20 protein-coding genes are annotated in these 18,170 nt (G+C 73.4%); 13 read left to right on the top strand and 7 right to left on the bottom strand.

Translation table 11 applies throughout. The features are described 5' to 3' along the window. Positions 1-55: 55 nt before the first annotated feature. Positions 56-562, bottom strand: a complete 507-nt coding sequence (locus ACFOVU_RS16665; RefSeq protein WP_378534615.1) for an anthrone oxygenase family protein — start codon at positions 560-562, stop codon at positions 56-58. Positions 563-729: 167 nt separating this feature from the next. Between ACFOVU_RS16665 and ACFOVU_RS16660 the strand changes: the two genes are divergently transcribed. Continuing rightward, positions 730-1,698 carry an AraC family transcriptional regulator gene (locus ACFOVU_RS16660; protein ID WP_378534614.1) on the top strand — a complete coding sequence of 323 codons (969 nt, stop codon included), beginning with the start codon at positions 730-732 and terminating at the stop codon, positions 1,696-1,698. 82 nt (positions 1,699-1,780) lie between these two features. Continuing rightward, on the top strand, positions 1,781-2,935 hold the full coding sequence (locus ACFOVU_RS16655) for a serine hydrolase domain-containing protein (RefSeq protein ID WP_378534613.1): 1,155 nt from the start codon (positions 1,781-1,783) through the stop codon (positions 2,933-2,935). A gap of 27 nt (positions 2,936-2,962) precedes the next feature. Here ACFOVU_RS16655 and ACFOVU_RS16650 read toward each other — a convergent pair whose 3' ends face one another. After that, positions 2,963-3,505: a CGNR zinc finger domain-containing protein gene (locus tag ACFOVU_RS16650; RefSeq protein WP_378534612.1), complete on the bottom strand. Its 543-nt coding sequence runs from the start codon at positions 3,503-3,505 to the stop codon at positions 2,963-2,965. 91 nt (positions 3,506-3,596) lie between these two features. Between ACFOVU_RS16650 and ACFOVU_RS16645 the strand changes: the two genes are divergently transcribed. Continuing rightward, positions 3,597-4,418: an alpha/beta fold hydrolase gene (locus tag ACFOVU_RS16645; protein ID WP_378534611.1), complete on the top strand. Its 822-nt coding sequence runs from the start codon at positions 3,597-3,599 to the stop codon at positions 4,416-4,418. Positions 4,419-4,667: 249 nt separating this feature from the next. Here the strand turns inward: ACFOVU_RS16645 and ACFOVU_RS16640 are convergent, their stop codons facing one another. Beyond that, complete coding sequence (locus ACFOVU_RS16640) at positions 4,668-5,300, bottom strand: LysE family translocator (RefSeq protein WP_378534610.1); 633 nt, start codon at positions 5,298-5,300, stop codon at positions 4,668-4,670. Positions 5,301-5,614: 314 nt separating this feature from the next. Between ACFOVU_RS16640 and ACFOVU_RS16635 the strand changes: the two genes are divergently transcribed. Beyond that, positions 5,615-6,925 carry a DUF418 domain-containing protein gene (locus ACFOVU_RS16635; protein WP_378534609.1) on the top strand — a complete coding sequence of 437 codons (1,311 nt, stop codon included), beginning with the start codon at positions 5,615-5,617 and terminating at the stop codon, positions 6,923-6,925. A gap of 87 nt (positions 6,926-7,012) precedes the next feature. Here ACFOVU_RS16635 and ACFOVU_RS16630 read toward each other — a convergent pair whose 3' ends face one another. Further along, positions 7,013-7,240 (bottom strand): hypothetical protein, encoded by a 228-nt coding sequence (locus ACFOVU_RS16630; protein WP_378534608.1) that lies wholly within the window; start codon positions 7,238-7,240, stop codon positions 7,013-7,015. 170 nt (positions 7,241-7,410) lie between these two features. Here ACFOVU_RS16630 and ACFOVU_RS16625 point away from each other — a divergent pair, with 170 nt between their 5' ends. The 7 genes from ACFOVU_RS16625 to ACFOVU_RS16595 all read left to right on the top strand — a co-directional run bounded on the left by ACFOVU_RS16625 (position 7,411) and on the right by ACFOVU_RS16595 (position 15,282). After that, positions 7,411-8,043: a TetR/AcrR family transcriptional regulator gene (locus tag ACFOVU_RS16625; RefSeq protein WP_378534607.1), complete on the top strand. Its 633-nt coding sequence runs from the start codon at positions 7,411-7,413 to the stop codon at positions 8,041-8,043. A 179-nt stretch (positions 8,044-8,222) separates the two neighbouring features. Then, on the top strand, positions 8,223-9,605 hold the full coding sequence (locus ACFOVU_RS16620; protein ID WP_378534606.1) for a hypothetical protein: 1,383 nt from the start codon (positions 8,223-8,225) through the stop codon (positions 9,603-9,605). A gap of 220 nt (positions 9,606-9,825) precedes the next feature. Further along, entirely contained in the window at positions 9,826-10,836 is a 1,011-nt protein-coding gene (locus ACFOVU_RS16615; RefSeq protein ID WP_378534605.1) for a tyrosine-type recombinase/integrase, read from the top strand. Between the two features lie 27 nt (positions 10,837-10,863). After that, positions 10,864-11,664 (top strand): exodeoxyribonuclease III, encoded by an 801-nt coding sequence (locus ACFOVU_RS16610; RefSeq protein ID WP_378534604.1) that lies wholly within the window; start codon positions 10,864-10,866, stop codon positions 11,662-11,664. A 51-nt stretch (positions 11,665-11,715) separates the two neighbouring features. Continuing rightward, positions 11,716-12,507, top strand: coding sequence for an alpha/beta fold hydrolase (locus ACFOVU_RS16605; RefSeq protein WP_378534913.1), 792 nt, complete (start codon positions 11,716-11,718; stop codon positions 12,505-12,507). Positions 12,508-12,713: 206 nt separating this feature from the next. Next, positions 12,714-14,399 carry a flavin monoamine oxidase family protein gene (locus tag ACFOVU_RS16600; protein ID WP_378534603.1) on the top strand — a complete coding sequence of 562 codons (1,686 nt, stop codon included), beginning with the start codon at positions 12,714-12,716 and terminating at the stop codon, positions 14,397-14,399. Between the two features lie 118 nt (positions 14,400-14,517). Then, complete coding sequence (locus tag ACFOVU_RS16595; protein WP_378534602.1) at positions 14,518-15,282, top strand: class I SAM-dependent methyltransferase; 765 nt, start codon at positions 14,518-14,520, stop codon at positions 15,280-15,282. On the opposite strand, the gene ACFOVU_RS16590 is transcribed toward ACFOVU_RS16595, so the two are convergent. Further along, entirely contained in the window at positions 15,251-15,637 is a 387-nt protein-coding gene (locus tag ACFOVU_RS16590; protein WP_378534601.1) for a class I SAM-dependent methyltransferase, read from the bottom strand. The two genes, ACFOVU_RS16595 and ACFOVU_RS16590, sit on opposite strands and share 32 nt — an antisense overlap. An 85-nt stretch (positions 15,638-15,722) precedes the next feature. Between ACFOVU_RS16590 and ACFOVU_RS16585 the strand changes: the two genes are divergently transcribed. Together ACFOVU_RS16585 and ACFOVU_RS16580 are read left to right on the top strand one after the other, a co-directional pair. Further along, positions 15,723-15,989, top strand: a complete 267-nt coding sequence (locus tag ACFOVU_RS16585; protein WP_378534600.1) for a hypothetical protein — start codon at positions 15,723-15,725, stop codon at positions 15,987-15,989. Next, positions 15,986-16,390 carry a hypothetical protein gene (locus ACFOVU_RS16580; RefSeq protein ID WP_378534599.1) on the top strand — a complete coding sequence of 135 codons (405 nt, stop codon included), beginning with the start codon at positions 15,986-15,988 and terminating at the stop codon, positions 16,388-16,390. Before ACFOVU_RS16585 ends, ACFOVU_RS16580 begins: the two co-directional genes overlap by 4 nt. 63 nt (positions 16,391-16,453) lie before the next feature. Here the strand turns inward: ACFOVU_RS16580 and ACFOVU_RS16575 are convergent, their stop codons facing one another. Further along, a complete protein-coding gene (locus ACFOVU_RS16575) occupies positions 16,454-17,320 on the bottom strand; it encodes an NAD(P)H-binding protein (protein WP_378534598.1) in 867 nt (288 codons plus the stop codon). Between the two features lie 108 nt (positions 17,321-17,428). Continuing rightward, the gene (locus ACFOVU_RS16570) at positions 17,429-18,085 is read right to left on the bottom strand and encodes a DUF4241 domain-containing protein (protein WP_378534597.1); all 657 of its coding nucleotides are present in this window, start codon (positions 18,083-18,085) and stop codon (positions 17,429-17,431) included. Positions 18,086-18,170 lie beyond the last annotated feature (85 nt).

Raw genomic sequence — 18,170 nt, 5'->3', positions numbered from 1 at the left:
CGGCGAACGCGGCTCGCGACGACCCCGCCCGCTCGCCGACCCCGGCCCACCCCGGTCACCCAGCGCTCAGCGCACCCCCGTAGAGGACCAGCGCCCAGGCCAGGCACCCCAGCGACGCGGCCGACGCCACCGCCCGCACCGTGTTCCACCGCACCCACCGGTCCTCGAACGCGGCCCGCACCGCGCCCGGGTCGGCCATCTCTGCCACCCGCCCCGCACGCTCCAGCGCGTTGTTCAACGGCACGTTCACCACCACCGTCACCACGAACACCACCGCATACAGCGCCAGCGCCGCCACGATCCACACCAGCACATGCCGCCGCCCCGGCTCCAGGTGCAGCGCGGCGGCGACGAGCATCAGCACCGGAGCCCCGAAGAACACCGCGAAGAACCACCCGTTGAGGATCGCGACGTTGATCCGCTGCATCGCCTCCACGAAGGTGCGGTCACCGGCCGCGCGCAGCCCCGGCATGACCGCGACGGCGAAGCCGTAGAACAGCCCCGCGAACACCCCCACGGCCAGCACCGCCGCCACAAGGACGCCCCCGCGCACCACGTCCACCGCTCACCCCTCCCACATCGCGGCCGCCCGCATCGGGCCCTGGCACCAACCCGGCCGGCCGGCGCGCTCACGCCCTCCGCTTCAGACTCCAGTCAACGCCGGTCGCCCCAGCGCACGCCATGGCCCACGCCCTCACCCGCATACGCCGGCGTCTACACTCAGCTGCCATGGACGCCCTGGCGAACCTGCTGGAGGGTCCGCGCGCACGCGGCGCCTTCCTGCTCCGCGCCGTCCTCGCACCCCCCTTCCACGTGCGCGTCCAGGACGGCGCCCCGCTGACCCTGGTGGCGATGCTGACCGGCCGCGCCCGCATCACCACCACCGGCGGCGGCGCACCCTGCGAGGTCCGCCCCGGCGACATCGCCCTCATGCGCGGACCCACGCCCTACACCGTCGCCGACGACCCGGCGACCCCGCTCCAGGTGACCATCCACCCCGGCCAGCACTGCACCGCCCCCGACGGCGCACCGGCGTCGATGGACCTGGGCACCCGCACCTGGGGCAACCACCCCCACGGCTCCACCACCATGCTCATCGGCACCTACCAGATGCCCGGCGAGGTCACCCGCCACCTGCTCAGCGCCCTTCCCGACCTCGCCCACCTGCCCGCAAACGCCGTGAACACCCCGCTGGTGGCACTGCTCGCCGAGGAGACCGTCAAGGACGAACCCGGCCAGGAGGTCGTCCTGGACCGGCTCCTGGACCTCGTCCTCATCGCCGCCCTGCGCGCCTGGTCCGCCCGCGCCGCCGACCACGCCCCCGCCTGGCTGCGCGCCCACGGCGACCCCGTCGTCGGCGGCGCCCTGCGCCTGCTGCACACCCACCCCGAACACCCCTGGACCGTCGCCGGGCTCGCCGGCGCCTGCGGCGTCTCCCGGGCGGCGCTGGCCCGCCGCTTCACCACCACGGTGGGCCGGCCACCCATGGCCTACCTCACCGCCTGGCGGCTGACCCTGGCCGCCGACCTGCTGCGCGAGCCCGGCGCCACCCTCAGCACCGTGGCCCGCCGGGTCGGCTACGGCAGCCCGTTCGCCCTCAGCGCGGCGTTCAAGCGCGAACGCGGCATCAGCCCCGAGCAGTACCGCACGCGCACCCGGGCCGACCCCGCCGCCCCGCGATCGGCCCCGCCCGGCTGATCCGCCGTTGCACGACCATACCCACCGGGGGTATGTTTCTCGCGATCACATACCCCCCAGGCGTATGAAAGGCGGCCTCGCCATGCCCGCACACCCCGCCCCGCACGACCCGACCCCCGATCCCCAAGACACCACCCACACCGGCAACGTCGAAGGCTTCGCCGCCGACGGCTACGCCGCCGTCCGCCGGACCTTCCAGCGCCTGGTCGACGACGGCCGCGAAACAGGAGCCGGCCTCTCCATCTGGCGCGCGGGCACCGAAGTCGTCCGCCTCAACGGAGGATGGGCCGACACCCGGCGCCACCACCCCTGGACCGCCACCACACTCGTCCAGCCCTACTCGCTGTCCAAAGCCTTCGCCGCACTCACCGCACTCACCGCCGTCCGCGACGGCACCCTGGAACTCGACCGCCCCATCGCCGCCTACTGGAGCGGCTACCGCGCCCACGGCAAGGACCACACCACCCTCCGCCACGTCCTCACCCACCAGGCCGGCCAGCCCCGCTTCCCCGCCTCCGCCGCCCACCTGGACCTGCTCGACGACGCCGGGCTGCGCACCGCCCTGGAACACGCCGCCCCCGAACACCCGCCCGGGGCATCACTGGGCGAACACGCCCTCACCTACGGCCACCTCATCGACGGCATCCTGCGCGCCGGCGCCCACACCACACTGGGGGAGGCCTTCAACGACGTCGTCCGCCCCGCACTGGGTATCGACGCCTGGTTCGGCGTCCCCGACCACGCCCTCCACCGCGTCGCCGACCTCGAATACGCCGACCCCGACTGGCCCCGCCTCCTGCCCGCGGCCCCCTGGCTGCACACCCCCGCCGGCGCCCTGGACATCGAGCGGATCAACTCCCGCGCCTGGCGGCAATCGGTCTTCGGCGGCGTCAACCTGCACGCCACCGCCACCACCATCGCGGAGTTCTTCTCCCACCTCACCGACACCGCGGGCCCCGTGGCCCGGCTCCTGGGCCCCCGGCTCCACGAGGAGTACATCTCCGCCCAGGCCACCGGCCACGACACGGTCTTCGGCACCACCCTCACCTGGACCCTGGGGTTCCTGCGCGACCGCACCAAGATCGCCAAAGGCGGCATCGGCGGCTCGGTCGGCTGGTGGTCGCTCACCCACGGCCACGCCTGCGCCTACCTCACCCGCCGCCTGGACGACCACTCCCGCGCCGCCGAGATCGCCGCCGCCCTGGGCGACGACCTCACCGTGCAGGCGGACGGCTGAGCGCACACCGCCCCACGACCGGCTCGGTCACCCGCCCCGGCGGGTGCGGTAGGAGCGCATCTTGTGGCGCGCCCCGCACGTGCTCATGCTGCACCAGACGCTGTTGTTGGCGGGGGAGCGGTCGTAGAACAGCCACCGGCAGTCGGGGGAGTGGCACACCTTCAACCGGCCGCGCCGGCCCGCCAGCTCCTCGCCGGCCAGCGCGGCCAGCACCGTGCCCACGACCTCCTCGACCCCGCCCGACGCCGCGACCGCGACGCCCGGATCGCCCTCGGGGGACCAGTGCGGCGCCGCCAGCACGCGGCGCGACCAGGTGTTCAGCAGCTCGCGCGCGTCCGCGGCCGCGCCGCCGGCGATGTGCTCCCGCAGCGCCTCGCGCACCGCCACCAGTTCGGCGCGCCCGCTCTCGTCCAGCTCGTCCGCGGCGCGCCCCCATCCCCGCTCGCGCAGCCACGCCCGCGCGCCGCCGACATCGGACAGCGCGTCCTCGCCGTGGAGCCGGCGCGCGGAGTTGCCGAACGCCTCGATGAGCTCCAGTGCCCCGGGAGCCGGGGGTCGTGTGTAGGCCATGCCCGCAATGTTACCGCCTCGAGGATGCTTCTGGTAACGTTCGCGGTTACCGGTATCAGCTTGTTGCCGGTAACAACATCAGGAGATCCCCATGCCCGACTGGACCCTCGACCACACGACCCCCACCCCCGCCGGCACCGTCCACTGGACCGCCCACGGCCACGGCGACCCCGTCGTCCTCCTCCACGGAACCCCCTTCTCCTCCCGCGTCTGGCACGCCACCGCCACCGCCCTCAGCGCCCACCACACCGTCTACCTCTGGGACCTGCCCGGATTCGGCGCCTCCCGGGGAACCGACCTTCCCGACGTCTCCCTGCCCGCCCAGCAGGCCGCCTTCACCGCACTCCTGCGACACTGGGGCCTCGACCGCCCCAGCGTCGTCGCCCACGACATCGGCGGCGCCATCGCCCTGCGCACAACCCTGCTCGACGCAATCGCCTACCGCCGCCTCGCCCTCCTCGACGCCGTCGCGCTGCGCCCGTGGGGGAGCGGCTTCTTCCGGCTGGTGCACGACAACCCGGAGGTCTTCCCCGCCCTGCCGGCCGACCTGCACGAAGCCCTCGTCCGCGCCTACATCGCCTCCGGCACCCACACCGCGCCGGCGCCGGACTACACCGACGCCCTGGTGCGGCCCTGGCTGGGGGAGCAGGGGCAGCGCGCGTTCTACCGCCAGATCGCCCACGCCGACCAGGAGCACACCCGCCAGGTGGAGGACCGCTACGGCGACCTGGACATCCCCGTTGTGGTGGCCTGGGGGACCGAGGACCGGTGGCTGCCCGCCGAGCACGCCCGGCGCCTGGCCGCGGCCATCCCGCACGCGCGCCTGGAGTGGATCGAGGGCGCGGGCCACCTCGTCCAGCACGATGCGCCCGACCGGTTGGCGGCGCTGCTGACCGACTTCCTCGGCCCCTGACCGGCCGGTCAGGGGGAGGGCCGCGCGGAGAGGCCCCGGCGGCTGGGGTGCGGAGCCCGCACCCCGGCCGCCATCCGCCCCTGGGGCGCTGATCACGATCGGTCACCGTGTCTCCGCGACACGCCCAGAACAAGGCCAAAAGAAGCGTTACTTTACATAAGGTGCATTATCGGCGAGCTATATCAGGCAGGGCGGAAGGGGTGAAATGCGCCCGGAACGGCGGCCGAATACTCCCTGTAGCCGCCGTCCTCAGTGGCGTCCGCTCAGCGCCGCCGCCGCGCCCATCGACAGGTACACGCCGCCCACGGCGTAGCGCTGGCGGGCGGCGACGACGGGATGGCGGCGCAGCCAGCGGCTGACCCCGCCGCCGCCGAAGGCGAACACCAGGTCCATGCACAGGCCCATGGCGGCCATCAGCGCACCATAGACGAGGATCTGGCCGACGGCCGACCCCTGGGCGGGGTCCACGAACTGCGGCAGGAACGCCAGGAAGAACAGCGCGACCTTCGGGTTGAACACGTTGACCAGCACCCCGTCGCGCAGGATCCGCAGGCCGGCGCGCGGCGGCGCCCCACCCGGCTCCACGTCGATGTCACCGCGCCCCACGATCGCGCGTATGCCCAGGTAGATGAGGTATGCGGCGCCGATGTAGCGCACGACGTCGAAGGCGATCGCCGATGCGGCCAGCAGCGACGACAGGCCCACGGCCGCGGCGCCGACGTGGACCAGCGTGCCCAGCTCCACGCCCAGCGCGGAGATCACCCCGGCCCGCGGCCCCTGGCTGACGCTGCGGGTCAGGATGTAGATGAAGTTGGGTCCCGGCGCCAGAATGAGGACGAGGGCGGCCAGGACGAACAGGACGATGCTGTGGGGTTCCGGCATGGCGGCAAGCCTAGATCCCCCGATCGGCCCTCGACCGCCTGAGTCAGAAGTGATGCATAAAAGGCATTATGCATGTTTTGGGTATATTCCCGACATATAGGCGTTCATGGACGGACGCCGCCCATCAGGGGCCGGTCCCGCCGCTCGGCGCCTTCTCCCGCTCGGCCCGGCGGGCGGCCGCGGTGGACGCGCGAACGCCCCCTTCCGTTGGCCGCCCGTCGCCCGCTCCCCCGCCACCGGCCACAAGCGGCCACCCCGCCCCGAACTCGAGCGAACCCCCGGCGGACCGGCTCCGGGAGGGGAATGCTCGGACCGTGTCCCACAGCATCGACCCCTCCCCCGGCACCGCGGGCGACGCCCCTCGCGCGGCGCCCACCCCGCCGCTCCCCCGCACGTCACCGTCTCCGGCCCGAGGCTCCCGACGGGGGCCACGCACCGGCGACCGCCTCACCGGCCTCGACCTCGCGCGCGGCCTGGCCGTCCTGGGCATGTTCGTCATCCACGTCGGCCTGGGCTGGTCGGGCGCCGACGGCGCCAACGTCCTGACCCCGCTGGTCGCCGGGCGCGCCGCCGCCCTGTTCGCCCTGCTCGCGGGGGTCTCCATCGCCCTGATCTCGGGCGGCTCCACCCCTAGGACCGGCGCCGACATGGGCGTGGCCCTGTGGCGGGTGGTCGTGCGCGGGCTGCTCATGCTGCCGCTGGGCACCGCCCTGACGATGCTGGGCGCGCCGGTCGCGGTGATCCTGGCCTACTACGCGGTGTTCTTCGTCCTGGCCGTCCCCCTGCTCCAGGAGCGCTGGAAGATCGTCGCGGGGACGACGGCGGTTCTGGCCGTCGCCGGTCCCCTGGCCTCGTTCTGGCTGCGCGGGCTCATCGCCGGGGGGCCGCTGCGCGCAGCGGCCGCGGCCGTCGACGCCTATGACCCGCTGGTGGCCCTGGGCGCCGACGGCCTCCTGGATCTCCTGCTGACCGGCGCCTACCCGGCCTTCACGTGGCTGCCGTTCGTTCTGGCGGGATTGGCCATCGGGCGCCTGGATCTGCGCGCCGCGCGGGTGCGGTGGTGCCTGGTGGGGGTGGGTGCCGCCCTGGCGGCGGGGGCCCATGGCGTCTCCTGGGTCGTCCTGGGGCCGCTGGGGGGTCGGGAGCGGCTGGCCGGCGCCTTCGCCGGTGCCCCGATGGAGGACTACGGGGGCGCGCCGGACCTGGACGCGGCGCTGGCCGGGGGGCTGCCGGGGACGGTTCCGGTGAACGATCCGGTGTGGTTGCTGGTCACGGCGCCGCACAGCGGGACCCCGCTGGAGGTGCTGGGGGCCGGGGGGATCGCGATCGCGGTGCTGGGGGTGTGTCTGCTGGCCGGTCGTGCGCTGCGGTGGGTGCTGTATCCGGTGGTGGCGGTGGGGGCGCTGTCGCTGACGACGTATGTGGGCCATGTGCTGGTGATCTGGGCGGCCGACAGCGGGCTGCTGGAGGGCGGTGTGCTGTCGTTCGTGGCCACCGATCTGGCGCTGAGCGTGGTGGGGGGTGCGCTGGCGGGCGCCACGTTGTGGAGGCTGACGGGCCGCCGGGGGCCGCTGGAGGCGCTGGTGCACGCGGTGTCCCTGGCGGTCGCGCGCCGTATTCCGTGAGCCGCCGGGCGGGGCTCAGGGGGTGCCCTCCCGGATCGTGCGGCCTTCGCGGGGCTGGAACTCCACGATGGGTTCCTTCATCTCCACCTAGCGCGGTTTTGAGCTTTGTGAGGCGCCCGGTGGCCGGCGCCGTTTCCACGTGCGGCGGATGTCGACGATCCTGCCCGTGATTGTGATGCCGTGTCGGGCCAGGCGCAGCTCTGCGGATGTCGCCGATGCCGCCATGCGGACGACGAACAGCCCGAGGATCACGAATACGCCTCCGGTCACGAGGTTTCTCAGTGCCTGCTCAGCCAGTTGGTCGTAGATGTTCATCGTCTCCCCCTCGATCGTGTCGTGGGTACGATGCGGCGGCGCCGGTGGGCGGTTCCTGCTCTTCGCCAAGGGGCGGTGGCCGCATTGTGCCATCGGCCCGGGGCATGTCGGCCCCATTGAATGGAAAATTCCGTCTTCCCGGAAAATTACATTCGATGTATGTTCGTGTCATGCAGGAGTCACGGCGTGAGCGGAAGAAGCGGCTGACCCGGGAGCGGATCGTCGCGGCGGCGATCCGGCTGTTCGAGGAGCAGGGCTACGAGCAGACCACGATGGCGCAGATCGCCGCCGCGGCCGATGTCGACCCCAAGACGTTCGCCGGCTACTTCCGCGGCAAGGACGAGGTGCTGTTCGTCGACGTGGAGCGCAACTTCGACGTGCTGCTCGCGGCGATCGCGCGACGCGAGCCCGGCGAGGGCCCGGGTGAGGTGCTGGGCCGGATGGTCCGCGACTACGCCGCCTACCGCCGGCCCCGGGTTCCCGCCAGGACCCCTCAGGAGGTGTCGGCGCCCCTGCGGCTGGTCCTGGCCACGCCCGCCCTCCAGGCCAAGGCGCTGTACGTACTGGTGACCCTCCAGCAGCGCATGGCCGACGAGCTGCTGAAGCAGTTCCCCGGGCTGGACCCGGTCACCGCCGCGGCCATGACCGGGGCCCTCATGGGCGCCCTCCAGCAGGCGGGCCTGGCCAGCGCCCGGCTGGGCCGGTCGCAGGAGGAGCTGTGGCAGGCCAGCCGGCAGGGCCTCGACGTCGCCCTGCACGGCCTGCTGTCGGTACAGGCGCCCGACGACGACCGCAGCCCCTGACCGCCACCGACGCACCCGCCCGTACCCCCACCCCGCACCACCGGCGCCCGCCTCCTCCGCCCGCGGACCAGGCCGCCCCGCGCCGGCCCCGCACCCCACCACGGGCCGCCCGGCACCGGTGGTGTGCCCGCCGCCCCAGGAGGGCGGCGCCCCGACCACCGAGAGAGGACCGACCCACCATGACGGAGACGACGGAGACCCCGTTGCGGCTCGCCAGCGACGCACGGCGCGCCCTGCGGCAGGGCCCCACGGCGCTCGCCCGGCGCCGGCGCGAGCGCCTGGCCGACCTGGTGGCCTACGCCCGCGCCCACTCGCCGTTCTACCGCGACCTGTACCGGGGCCTGCCCGAGCGCGTCGAGGACCCGGCGCAGCTGCCCGTCACCGACAAGAAGACGCTGATGGCCCACTTCGACGACTGGGTCACCGACCGCGAGGTCACCCTCGCCAAGGTCCAGGAGTTCGTGGCCGACCCCGCCCTCGTCGGGCACCGGTTCCAGGGCCGCTACCTGGTGTCCACCACCTCCGGCACCAGCGGCGTGCGCGGCCTGTTCCTCACCGACGAACGCAACCTGGCCGTGCACACCGCCCTGGGGGCGCGCACCAGTGGAGGGCTCGGGCTCGCCGACGGCCTGCGCGTGCTCGCCCGCGCCGGGCGCACCGCCGTCGTCACCGCGCCCGGGGGCCACTTCTTCACGGTGGCCTCCACGGCCCGCTTCCGCCTCGATCACCCGTGGACGGGGCGGATCATGCGGGTCTTCTCGATCGAGCAGCCGCTGGCGGACCTGGTCGACGAGCTCAACCGGTACCGGCCCGCCACGCTCTCGGGGTTCTTGAGCATGCTCACCCTGCTGGCCGGCGAACAGCAGGCGGGGCGGCTGCGCATCCGCCCCGCGGTCATCATCGCCGGCGGCGAGACGATGACGGACGAGGCCCGGGACAAGCTCGCCGCCGCGTTCGGCGCCCCGGTGCGCGCCGCCTACGCCTGCACCGAGTGCGGGTTCCTCAGCACCGGGTGCGAGCACGGCTGGTACCACGTCAACAGCGACTGGGCCGCGGTGGAGCCGGTCGACGCCGAATACCGCCCGGTCGCGCCGGGCGAGCCGTCGCACACCGTCCTGATCAGCAACCTCGCCAACCGCATCCAGCCGATCCTGCGCTACGACCTCGGCGACAGCGTCCTGGTGCGCCCCGATCCCTGCCCGTGCGGCAACCGGCTGCCCGCGCTGCGGGTGCAGGGCCGCGCCGCCGATGTGCTCACCTTCCCCACCGGCAGCGGCGGCGACGTCGGCCTGTCCCCCATGGTGGTGGGCGCCCGGCTGGACCGCGTCCCCGGCGTCGAGCAGTTCCAGGTCGTCCAGGCCGAGCCCGCCGTGGTGCGCGTGCGCTTGGCGGCCGCCGAGGGCGCCGACGCGGAGCGGGTGTGGGAGGAGGTGCGCGATGCGCTGGGCGGGCTGCTCGCCGAGCAGGGGGCTGGCGGTGTGCGGGTGGAGCGTGCCGCCGAGCCGCCGCAGAAGTCCTCCGGGGGCAAGTTCCGCCGGGTCGTCCCGCTGGGGCCGCGGTGAGGGGGTGCGCTGTCCGCTGACCGGGGCCCCTTGCCTGCCCCGGTGCCCGGCGGCCGGGCCCGCTCCCGCGCGGCGGGTGTGGGCGCGTGGGCCGCCCGCTAGTGTCGGTGGCGCCGGGTCGAACAGCGGGCCCGGTGGTGTTCGAACATGTGGCCGTGGTCCGCGACCGCGACGCGGGTGCGGGTGTGCGGGCGGGCCGTGAGCGGGAAGGCATGCGGGTATGAGCGCGGCGAGGGGTGCGGTGGCGGCGGTCGAGGAGTACCTGGTGGCCCGGGGGGCGGCCAAACCCTCGCCGCACACTCTGGCCGCCTACCGCCGCGACCTGGTGGGGGTGCTGGACTGTGTGGCCGCCGCCGAGGGCACCGACCGGGCCGGCCTGCTGCTGGAGGACCTGTCGGGGCAGGTGCTGCGGCGCGCGTTCGCCGACTTCGCCGCCGAGCGGGCGGCGTCCAGCGTGGTGCGGGCCTGGTCGACGTGGAACGGGTTCTTCGGGTTCTGGGTCGCCGAGGGGGTGGTGGAGGGCAACCCGATGCCGGCGGTGCGCCGTCCGCGCCTGGCGCCGGCCCAGCCCAAGCCGCTGCTGGGCGAGGACACCCCCGAGCGGCTGCTGGAGGCCCTGGCCCAGGGGTGCCGGCGGGCGCGCGACCCCTGGCCCGAGCGCGACATCGCGGTGCTGGCGCTGGCGCTGCTGACCGGGCTGCGCTCGGCGGAGATGCTGGCGCTGCGGGTGGAGTCCATCGGCGGGCGCCCCGGTGAGCGGCGGGTGCGGGTCGTGGGCAAGGGCGGCAAGACGCGGTCGCTGCCCATCGAGCCGCCGCTGGAGGCGCTGATCGAGGCCTACCTGCACACCCGGGCGGTGCGGCTGGGCCGTCCGGCCAAGGCCGCCGATGCGCTGCTGGTGGACAACCGGGGCCGGGGGCTGCGCCGCGGCGGGCTGCAATACCTGGTGCGGCAGTGCTACAAGCACGCCGGCGTCCACGACCGGGTGGCGCGCGGCACGCTCGTGCACGCCCTGCGCCACACCTTCGCCACCCGGCTGGCCGAGGACGGGGCGTCGGTGACCGAGATCATGCGGCTGCTGGGGCACACCTCCATCACCTCGTCGCAGTCCTATATCGACGTCACCGCTTCGGCGCAGCGCGAGGCGGCGCGCTCCAACCGCACCTACGGTGTGCTGCGCCGTATCGCCGATGAGCGGACACTCCCGCAGGGGGCGGGCGAAGTGGTGTGAGGCCGGGGGTTGGCTACGCTGGCGCACGTGCTGACGACGATTTCCACGGTGAACGTGAACGGGTTGCGTGCGGCGGCGCGCAAGGGGTTCGTGGGGTGGCTGGAGTCCACCGATGCCGATGTGGTGTGCCTCCAGGAGACGCGGGCCGCGCCCGACCAGCTGCCGGCGGAGGTGGGGGCGCCGCCGGGATGGCATGTGCTGATCGCGCCGGCGCAGGCCAAGGGGCGGGCGGGTGTGGCGCTGTACACGCGCACCGAGCCCGATGCGGTGCGGGTGGGGTTCGGGTCGGCGGAGTTCGACGCGTCGGGGCGCTATGCCGAGGCCGATCTGGGTGCGGTGACGGTGGCCAGCCTGTACCTGCCCTCCGGTGAGGTCGGCACCGACCGCCAGGAGGAGAAGGAGCGGTTCATGGCCGAGTTCCTCGCCTTCCTGGTGCGCCGGCGCGCGGAGGTGGAGGCGCAGGGGCGCGAGCTGGTGGTGTGCGGGGACTGGAACATCGCCCACCGTGAGGTGGATCTGCGCAATTGGCGGGGCAATAAGAAGAACTCGGGGTTTCTGCCGGAGGAGCGGGCCTGGCTGTCGCGGGTGTTCGACGAGGCGGGCTATGTCGATGTGGTGCGGAATCTGGTGGGTGAGGGCGACGGCCCGTATTCGTGGTGGTCCTACCGCGGGCGGGCCTTCGACAACGACACCGGTTGGCGGATCGACTACCACGTGGCGACGCCGGGGCTGGCGGCGCGGGCGCGCAGTACGCGGGTGGAGCGTGCGGCCGCCCATGGTGAGCGGTGGTCCGATCATGCCCCGGTGACGGTGGTGTACGCGTCGTAGGCAGGGGCCGCGCCCGGGCGGTCGTGTGGAGGCGAGGACGTGAGGGTGCACATGGATGTGGCGATCGTGCTGGTCCACGGGTTACGGCTGTCGGGGAGCATGTGGCGTCCGCAGGTGGAGGCGTTGGGGGCGCAGGGGCGCCGGGTGGTCGCCCCTGATCTGCCCGGGCACGGGACGCGGCGGGGTGAGCGGTTCACGCTGGGCGGGGCGGTGGAGGCCGTCGGTGATGCCGTGGAGGGTGTGGGGGGCCGTGCGCTGGTGGTGGGGTTGAGCATGGGCGGGTTCGTGTCCATCGCGACGGCTGCGGCGGCTCCGGATCGGGTGGCGGGGCTGGTGGCGGCCAGTTGCACGGCGCGGCCGGCGCAGTCGCTGGCGCAGGTGTACCGGATCCCGGCGGCGCTGCTGGACCGGTTGCCCGACAAGGGGCAGGCGGTCAATGAGCGGTTCCACCGGCTGACCCTGCCGGGCGAGGGCGCCCGGGCGGCGTTGGACGGCGGGTTGGCGATGGAGGCCGCGCGGTCGGTCATCGACGAGATCGCCGACATGGATGTGCTGGGTGCGCTGGCGGCGTATCGGGGGCCGGTGTGGCTGGTCAACGGTGCGCGCGACCATTTCCGGATCCATGAGAAGCGGTTCCTGCACGCCTGTGCCGACGGGCGGCTGATCAACGTGCCGCGGGCCGGGCACATGGTCAGCCTGGACCAGCCCGACAACTTCTCCAAGATCGTGGGCGATGCGGCCGATGTGGTCGCGGCGCGGTCGCTGCCGGACGCGGACGCGGAGGCGGGGGCGCCGTTGGAGTCGGCCGGTGAGGGGAGCGAGCGGCCGGCGGGCGCGCCCTGACCGGCGCCGGCGGGTGAGGGGCCCTGGCGGGGCGGGGCCGGTTGCCGGGCGGTAGGGGTCCTGTTGACCTGGCGGGGGTGGGTGCATGTCGGGCGTCTATCCTGCGCAAACACTCCCCTGGGCGCGCCATCGCGGCTGCGGTGGCGGGTAGGCCCCCTTGCGGCCGGCCCGCTCGGGGCGGCCGCACGGCGACGGGGGTGGTGGCGGTGGCGCAGCAGGGCGGCGACGCAGCACAGGAGTACTCGCTCAGGGACGCCTACGAGCAGTGGGCGCTCTCCCACGCCCAGGTCCCGCCGATCCCCCAGCAGATGCGCCCGCCGCGGGAGCCCGAGGGGCTGCGGGTGGGCATCGTCGGCGCGGGCATGGCGGGCCTGTATGCGGCGCTGCTGCTCCAGAAGCGCGGGGCGCAGGTCACCGTGCTGGAGTCGGAGTTCACCCGTGTCGGCGGGCGGATCCTCACCCACCGCTTCACCGACGATGCCGACCAGTACTACGAGGCCGGCGCGATGCGCCTGCCCGAGCTGGCCGAGCACAAGCCGGTGTTCGACCTGATCAAGCACCTCAACAAGCACAGCGCCGCCGCCGACAAGATCGAGCTGATCGACTACGTGATCTCCGACCCCTCGGGCAACCGCGTCCTGGTCAACGACACCCGCGACAACACCGGCAAGGTGATGACGCTGGCCTATGCCAACGCCCACCCCGGTGAGCTGGGGTTCGGCCTGCCGGGGGAGCCGACGACCGCGGCGGCCATGCTGGAGAAGGTGATCCGCCCCTTCGCCGACCTGCTGAAGAAGGACTTCAAGAAGGGGTTCGAGGCCATCGTGCAGTTCGACAACTTCTCGTTCTACGGCTACCTGACGACGGTGTGCGGGTGGAGCCCGCAGATGGTGAACTACGTGGAGGTCATGACCTCCCAGACCAACCAGTTCCAGGCGAGCTTCCCCGAGATCGTCATCGAGAGCATCGACTTCGGCGAGCCGAAGTGGAAGACGGTCAAGGACGGCATGGACCGGCTGCCCAAGGCCTGCGCCGACCTGGTGGGCCGCTCCAACATCGTGATGGGGGCGCGGGTGCGCGCCCTGTTCGACCTCAAGGACGGCACGGTGTGCGTGGACTACGTCGACGCCGACGACGTCGACCGCAGCATGGTGTTCGACAAGGTCATCGCGGCGGTTCCGCCGGCGGTGCTGCGCATGTGGCGTACGCCGCGGTGGTCGCCGGCCAAGGAGCAGGCCGTGCGGGCGATGAACTACCAGCCGCTGTACAAGATCGGGCTGCGGTTCCGGGAGCGGTTCTGGGAGAAGGGCGATGCCCAGAAGGGGTATGCGCCCGTCAAGGGCGGCCAGTCCATCACGGATCTGCCGTCGCGGTGGGTGGTCTACCCCTCCAACGGGATCGGATCGGCGGGCGCGGGGGTGCTGCTGCACTATGCGTGGATGACCGATGCCTACACGTGGCTGCCGCAGTCGCCGCAGGAGCGGATCCGGCTGGCGCTGCGCGATCTGCAGGCGCTGCACCCCGAGGCCGATGTGGAGAGCCTGTTCCTCCAGGCCCACGATGTGGCCTGGGCCAACCGGTGGGCCGCCGGCGACGCGAAGTTCCTGCCGGGGCAGTTCCGTGAGATGTTCGCCGCGGGGCGGGCGCCCGAGCGCAACATCCACTTCGCCGGTGAGCACCTGAGTGTCCACCACACCTGGATCGTGGGGGCGCTGGATTCGGCCAAGACCGCCTGCGAGCAGATCCTGGGCGGCCCGATCGGCTTCATCGGCCCCTCGGCCTCGGGCCGTGCCCCGCGCCGGGGGCTGGGCGTGGACTACACCTGGACCCATGGGATCACCCCGGTGGAGATCACCGGCGATGCGGACCTGACCCGTGCGGTGGTGACCTGAGGGGCGGGATGGCCTGGGGCGGCCGCTGTCGCCGGCGGCGCCGGGCGGCGCGCGGCGGATATCCACAGCCGGGAAAATCTCCTGGCCCGCCCCTGACCCGCGGTGGCACGATCAGGACATGGCACACACGTTCGACTCCCTGGTGTCCGAGGCCGACTCCGTCCCCGTCGACGGCTGGGACTTCTCCTGGCTGGAGGGCCGGGCCACCGAGCAGCGCCCCTCCTGGGGCTACCAGCGCGCCATTGGCGCGCGCATGGCGCGCGCCTCCTGCGCCCTCGATCTCGAGACCGGCGGCGGCGAGGTCCTGGCGGGCATCGACTCCCCGGCCCCGCTCACCGTGGCCACCGAATCCTGGCCGCCCAGCCTCGCCAAGGCCACCCGGACCCTGCACCCGCGCGGCATCGCCGTGGTCGCCCACGGCGGCGACCCCCTGCCGTTTGCCGACGACTCTTTCGACCTCGTGGTCAGCCGCCACCCCGTCACCGTTGACTGGGCCGAGGTCGCCCGGGTCCTGCGCCCCTCGGGCACCTATTTCTCCCAGCAGGTCGGCCCCGCCAGCGTCTTCGAACTCGTCGAGCACTTCCTGGGCCCCCAGCCCGCCCACGTCCGCGATGCCCGCCACCCCGACCACGCCCGGCGCGCGGCCGAGGCCGCCGGGCTCGAGGTCACCGACCTGCGAACCGCATCCCTGCACACCGAGTTCCGCGACATCGGCGCCGTCGTCTTCTTCCTGCGCAAGGTCGTGTGGATGGTCCCCGGCTTCACCGTCGACCGCTACCGCTCCCAGCTGCGCACCCTGCACGACCACATCGGCGCCCACGGCGCGTTCACCGCCACCACGACCCGCTTCCTCATCGAGGCCCGCGCGCCGTCGCCGCCGTGACCGGCGGGACGCGGGCCTGCGCGGTGGCCGCCCGGCCGCACCGGGGGTGTCGGCACCGCGCCGGCCGACTCGGGGTCGGGTGGGGGCGCGACCGGCGGTGCGGCCGCGCCCGCGCCACCTGGACCTCGCTGGCATCGACCCCGGTGACGGCGAAGCCCTGCGCGCACAGGTCGCGTGCCACCGGGACCCCGTTGCCGCACCCCAGATCCACCACCCGTCCCCCCGCGGGCAGACGGTCGGCCAGCGTGGCCGCCCACTCCACGTGGGTATCGGGCCGGTCGTCATCGGCCCGATACCGGTGGGACACGGCGTTATATCCCCGGCGAACGAGCTCCTTGGGGTCGTCTGGGCTCATGGCGGCCATTGTCCCCACATCGCGCTTGCGGCGCCGCTAGTTTTCCTGCCCTGGAGGGCGCCCGCCCCCGGAGTATGATCAAAGTATGAGCGAGGTGAAGAAGCGCGTGACCGTCACACTCGACCCCGACCTGCTGGCCGCCGCGGAATCCGCGGTGGAATCGGGAGAGGCCCGCTCGGTATCGGCGTGGGTCAATGATGCGATCGCCGAGAAGAAGGCCCGCCAGGAGCGCGCCGGCGCCCTGATCGAGCAGGACCTCATCGATGCCCGCCGCGACGACCCTGAGACCTACGAGCTCGCCATGGCCTGGGCGCGCAGCATCACCGGTCTGGACATCGAGGTGGCCGAGTGATCGGAGGCAGGATCCTCACCGCCTCGGCCGTCGCGGCCTGGGCGCAGGGCTCGGTCTACATGTCCGCCCTCGTCACCTTCGCCAAGCGCCACGTCATCCCCATCCACGTGCCGGCTCTCGCGCTGGCCACGGGGCTCAATGGGGTGTCGCCGGTGCGGGCCGAGAAGGTGCATCGTCGGCTGGACTGGCCGATCTTCACCTTCAGCGAGCTCGACCGCGACTCCGCGATCGACGTCGCCCGCACCGCCACACGGTGGCAGGACGAAGGGATTTCACCTGCTGACGCCCACGTCATCAACGTCGCGCTCAGCCGCTACGACGGCTGGCCCATCGTGACGACCGCGGGCGAGTCGTTCTGGGCCAGATTCCTGCCTAAGACGCCCATCGAACGCCTGCCGTGACCGCCTCCGGCGGGGGACCGTCACTCCCCCGCCGGATCCGCCCGGTCCCGGCAGCCGGCCGGCTCAGGCGAAGGCGGCGGCGTTCTCGCCGGCCCACTGGGCGAAGGTGCGGGCCGGGGCGCCGGTGACCCGCTCCACGGTGTCGCGTACCCGCAGCAGCGCCTCGTTGACGTCGCCGCCCATGAGGTCCAGCACCGCGTCGGCGGTGGGTGCGCCCATGAAAGCGGCCATCCGCCGGTGGGCCTCCTCCCGGGTGATCGGGGTGACCGACAGGCCGCGCCCCACCGCCTGGGCGATCGCCGCCACCTGTTCGCGCACCGTCACGCGCGCCGGCCCGGTCAGGGCGTAGGTGGCGCCCCGGTGGCCCGGCCGCGTCAGCGCCGCGTGTGCCACGGCCGCGATGTCGGCGGGGTGGACGGCGGGCAGCCCCACCTCGGGGTAGGGCGTCTCCACGCCTGCGTGCTCGCGGATCTCCTGGGCCCACCACAGGGTGTTGGAGGCGAACTGGGTGGGCCGCAGGACGGTCCAGTCCATGCCCGTCGACTTCAGGGCGTCCTCGACGGCGCGGTTCTGGCGGGCGGCGGGCAGGTGCGGGTGGGTCTCCACCGTGATGGAGGAGACCAGCACCACGTGGCCCACCCCTGCCCGGCGCGCGGCCTCCAGGACTTCGGTGTCGGCGCCCATCCCCTGGAGCAGGACCAACGAGTCCACGCCCTCCAGCGCCGGGCCCAGCGTCTGCGGGCGCGCGAGGTCGCCCTCGACCGCGGCGACGCCCGCGGGTAGCTCGGCCCGCGCCGCGTCGCGGGTCAGCCCGCGTGGCGTGGTCCCTGCGTCGTCGCGCAACTGTGTCAGCAGCGCCCGCCCGATGTTGCCGGTCGCGCCGGTCACCAGGATCATCGTGGTTCCCCCGTTGTTCGTGTGGTCGTGCACCCCGAACGGTAGAACCTCAACGAGAGTTCAGGTCAAAGCGGCGGCCGTAGCGCTGCGGGCACCGGGGGGATCGGCCGCGCGTGTCCGCGGAGCCGATCGCGCGGGCGCTCATCGGTCGGCGCTGAGCGTCATGAAGCAGGAGGCGAAGCCGGCCACCGCGCCGCCGGCCGTGTAGCCGACCCAGGTCGGGTAATGGCCGTCGCCTTCGCCGGTGTGGAAGAACACCACGTTGTGGCCGGTGACCGCGTTGGTGTAGACCCCGGCGGTATCGAAATCCTCAAGGGAATCCGCCTCCCACATGAGGTCCTCCACGGCATCGGGGGAGTCGAACGCCTCGGGTGAGCCGAGCGCGCCCATTCCGCCGTCCACGGGGTAGCCGTAGAACTCGTCCTCGGCCAGGGCGGTGTCGTCCTGCCCCTCCAGCAGGGCGAGCCGCCACGCGGCCACCGGTTCATCCCGGACGACGATCCGGGCCGCGGCGACATAGGGAAGGCTGCTGCCGCGGGGGCCGGACCGGTGGTAATCGGCCACGGCCAACTCCACGGGATAGGATCCCGGCTCCGCGCGCTGGATGAACGCGTGGCGCTGCGCGCCCTTGGGAAACGCCGTCGCCGGTTCGCAGGCCACCACCCGGCCGCTCGGCAGGTGCAGATCGGCGCCGGTCACGACCCGGATCGTCGCGGCCAGGCCCTCACGAATGTGACGCAGGTCGTAGGCGCGCCCGTCGGTGAACAGGCCGTCGATATCAGGCGGTCGCGGACTCACAGCAGGTCTCTCCAGTCTCGGCAGGGGGCCGATCCGGCGGGCGGATCGCGGCCACGAGTCTGCCAGAACTCGGCCCCCGCCCCCG

The organism is Nocardiopsis sediminis, from assembly GCF_042650565.1.
GTDB lineage: Bacteria > Actinomycetota > Actinomycetes > Streptosporangiales > Streptosporangiaceae > Nocardiopsis_B > Nocardiopsis_B sediminis.
The sequence above is the reverse complement of the archived record's forward strand: the minus strand, read 5'-3'. Positions and strand labels throughout refer to the sequence as shown.

Bases quoted from the DNA above. Each gene is read 5' to 3' on its own strand.
- ACFOVU_RS16620 (WP_378534606.1), top strand. From the start codon at position 8,223: ATGACGGAGACGACGGAGACCCCGTTGCGGCTCGCCAGCGACGCACGG.
- ACFOVU_RS16595 (WP_378534602.1), top strand. From the start codon at position 14,518: ATGGCACACACGTTCGACTCCCTGGTGTCCGAGGCCGACTCCGTCCCC.
- ACFOVU_RS16655 (WP_378534613.1), top strand. From the start codon at position 1,781: ATGCCCGCACACCCCGCCCCGCACGACCCGACCCCCGATCCCCAAGAC.
- ACFOVU_RS16625 (WP_378534607.1), top strand. From the start codon at position 7,411: ATGCAGGAGTCACGGCGTGAGCGGAAGAAGCGGCTGACCCGGGAGCGG.
- ACFOVU_RS16660 (WP_378534614.1), top strand. From the start codon at position 730: ATGGACGCCCTGGCGAACCTGCTGGAGGGTCCGCGCGCACGCGGCGCC.
- ACFOVU_RS16585 (WP_378534600.1), top strand. From the start codon at position 15,723: ATGAGCGAGGTGAAGAAGCGCGTGACCGTCACACTCGACCCCGACCTG.
- ACFOVU_RS16645 (WP_378534611.1), top strand. From the start codon at position 3,597: ATGCCCGACTGGACCCTCGACCACACGACCCCCACCCCCGCCGGCACC.
- ACFOVU_RS16640 (WP_378534610.1), bottom strand. From the start codon at position 5,300: ATGCCGGAACCCCACAGCATCGTCCTGTTCGTCCTGGCCGCCCTCGTC.
- ACFOVU_RS16590 (WP_378534601.1), bottom strand. From the start codon at position 15,637: ATGAGCCCAGACGACCCCAAGGAGCTCGTTCGCCGGGGATATAACGCC.
- ACFOVU_RS16605 (WP_378534913.1), top strand. From the start codon at position 11,716: ATGGATGTGGCGATCGTGCTGGTCCACGGGTTACGGCTGTCGGGGAGC.
- ACFOVU_RS16630 (WP_378534608.1), bottom strand. From the start codon at position 7,240: ATGAACATCTACGACCAACTGGCTGAGCAGGCACTGAGAAACCTCGTG.
- ACFOVU_RS16615 (WP_378534605.1), top strand. From the start codon at position 9,826: ATGAGCGCGGCGAGGGGTGCGGTGGCGGCGGTCGAGGAGTACCTGGTG.
- ACFOVU_RS16650 (WP_378534612.1), bottom strand. From the start codon at position 3,505: ATGGCCTACACACGACCCCCGGCTCCCGGGGCACTGGAGCTCATCGAG.